This is a genomic window from Actinoplanes sp. NPDC048791 (genome assembly GCF_040650095.1).
In the GTDB taxonomy this organism is placed as follows: Bacteria; Actinomycetota; Actinomycetes; order Mycobacteriales; family Micromonosporaceae; genus Actinoplanes.
On record NZ_JBEZGQ010001276.1, the window covers coordinates 1 to 2092 of the forward strand.

General features: G+C 70.5%; 2 protein-coding genes. One reads left to right on the top strand and one right to left on the bottom strand.

Annotated elements, in window-relative coordinates; translation table 11 throughout:
- Positions 1–1086: endo-1,4-beta-xylanase (locus AB0C29_RS45350; RefSeq protein WP_360834145.1), on the bottom strand; the 1086-nt coding region annotated here is incomplete at its 3' end.
- A 270-nt stretch (positions 1087–1356) separates the two neighbouring features.
- Between AB0C29_RS45350 and AB0C29_RS45355 the strand changes: the two genes are divergently transcribed.
- A complete protein-coding gene (locus AB0C29_RS45355; protein WP_360834147.1) occupies positions 1357–2055 on the top strand; it encodes a polysaccharide deacetylase family protein in 699 nt (232 codons plus the stop codon).
- The last annotated feature ends 37 nt before the right edge of the window (positions 2056–2092 follow it).

The following is a 2092-nucleotide window of genomic DNA, read 5'->3' on the forward strand; positions in this document are numbered from 1 at the left end:
GCTCGCCGGGCGCTGATCCTGCTCGGCACCGGCGAGCGCCAGGGTGTCGCGCAGCGCGGCGTACGCCGGCTTGGGGTTCAGGTTCTCGTCGTACGGGGTGGCGGAACCCTCGCCGGCGAAGACGCCGGGCACCCACGAGTAGCGGTCGGTGAAGCCCCACAGCGTGTACGAGACGCACTTGTCGGCGAGCAGGCACGCCTGCAGCAGGGCGGTGAAGCCCTGCGCCTGGGCCTGCACCTTGATCGGGTCGGCCGGCAGCGGCATCCGCACGTCGACCTCGGTGAACGCGGTCTGCAGGCCGAGCTTCTCGAAGCGGCGCAGGTTGGCCAGCACGTCACCGGGTACGCCGTACTGCACCGCGAGGTGGCCCTGGATGCCGTACCCCTGTACCGGCACGCCCTGGGCCTTGAGCTGCTTGACCAGCGCGTAGTACGCGTCGCTCTTGGCGCTGAGGCCCTCGTTGTTGTAGTCGTTGAGGAACAGCTTGGCCTGGGGGTCGGCCTGGTGCGCCCAGCGGAACGCGTCGGCGACGTAGCCGGGTCCGAGGTTGCGCAGCCAGATGCTGTCCCGCCAGGTGCCGTCGTCGTTGAAGATCTCGTTGACCACGTCCCAGTGCCACACCTTGCCGCGGAAGTGCGTGACCTCGTCGATGATGTGCCGGCGCAGCACCTCGCGCAGCTGGGTGGGCGTGAAGGCCTGCTCGGTGACCCAGGCCGGGTTCTGGTTGTGCCAGACCAGGGTGTGCCCGCGGACCTTCTGCCGGTGGGCGCGGGCGAAGTCGACCAGCCGGTCGGCCGCGGCCCAGTCGTGCACGCCCTGCTGCGGCTCGGTGGCCTCCCACTTCATCACGTTCTCGGCCGTCACCGTGGAGAACTCGCGGCCGACGGCGGCCCGGTAGGCCTCGTCGTCGGCCAGCGCCGCCATGTCGACGGCGGTGCCGATCCGCAGGTCGGCGCGGTCGGCCAGGGACCGCAGCCCGGTGGGGGCCGGATGGCCGGGCTTGGCCGGGGAGGCGGTGGCGGCGGGACCGCCGGTCAGGGTGAGGGTCGTCAGGAGAACGACGCCGGCGAGAACGCGAACTCTCATCGTCTGTCCATTCTGTTCCGGCCTTCCGTGGACGGCCGAGAGGTTCCGAGAACTTCCGTTACGTGACCGGAACATATGCCGATCCTGGTCACCGGTCAACAGGTAACAACGTGGACAGATAACGGCGAAGATCAATGAGCCGAGCGCGTGATCTGGGGCGCAGCGCCTTCTTGACGCGACTTCGACCGGGTTCTATGTTACGGACGTTCGGCTGCGCGGTTTCCGAAAGTTTCGGAGCAACGGGTCCCCGGAATCGATCGTGAGGATGTCATGTCTCATCGTCCGAAGTGGTGGTGCCGGCTGGCGGTGCCGATGTCCGCCTTGCTGCTGGCCGGAGGCCTGACCGGCCCCGCCGAGGCCGGCGGCCCGACCGCCGTGGTGGTCGACACCGCCCGCGGGCCGGGCGACGTCGTCAGCTTCACCTTCGACGACGGCCCCAACCCGCCCGACACCCTGCGCCTGCTCGACGTGCTGCGCCGGCGGCACGTGCGCGCGGTGTTCTGCCTGTGGGGCGACCACGTCGTCGAGCATCCCGAGGTGGCGCGCCGCATCGCCGCCGCCGGGCACGTGCTGTGCAACCACTCGATGCACCACGACGACTTCGGCCCCTGGACCCCGGAACAGATCAGGGCGGACCTGATCGAGACCAGCGCGGCGATCCGCCGGGCGGTCCCGCACGCCCGCATCCCGTACTTCCGGGCGCCGTACGGCAGCTGGGGACAGAGCCCGCAGGTCGCGGCCGAGCTGGGCATGCAGCCGCTGGGCTGGCGGATGGACATCGCCGACTGGGAGCCGCCGGGCACCGACGTGCTCGTGCAGCGGCTGCGTGAGCGCATCACCCCGGGCGCGGTGGTGCTCATGCACGACGGCGGCGGCGACCGCAGCCAGACCGTCGAGGCCGTCGACCGGATCATTCCCGAGCTGCGCGCCCAGGGCTGGCGCTTCACCCTGCCGCGGCGTCGTGGCTGACCGGGGAGGATCAGTGTCCACCAGACGTGAACTGCTG

Excerpts from the sequence above, each read along its gene's own strand:
- AB0C29_RS45355 (WP_360834147.1), top strand. The coding sequence starts at position 1,357 with ATGTCTCATCGTCCGAAGTGGTGGTGCCGGCTGGCGGTGCCGATGTCC.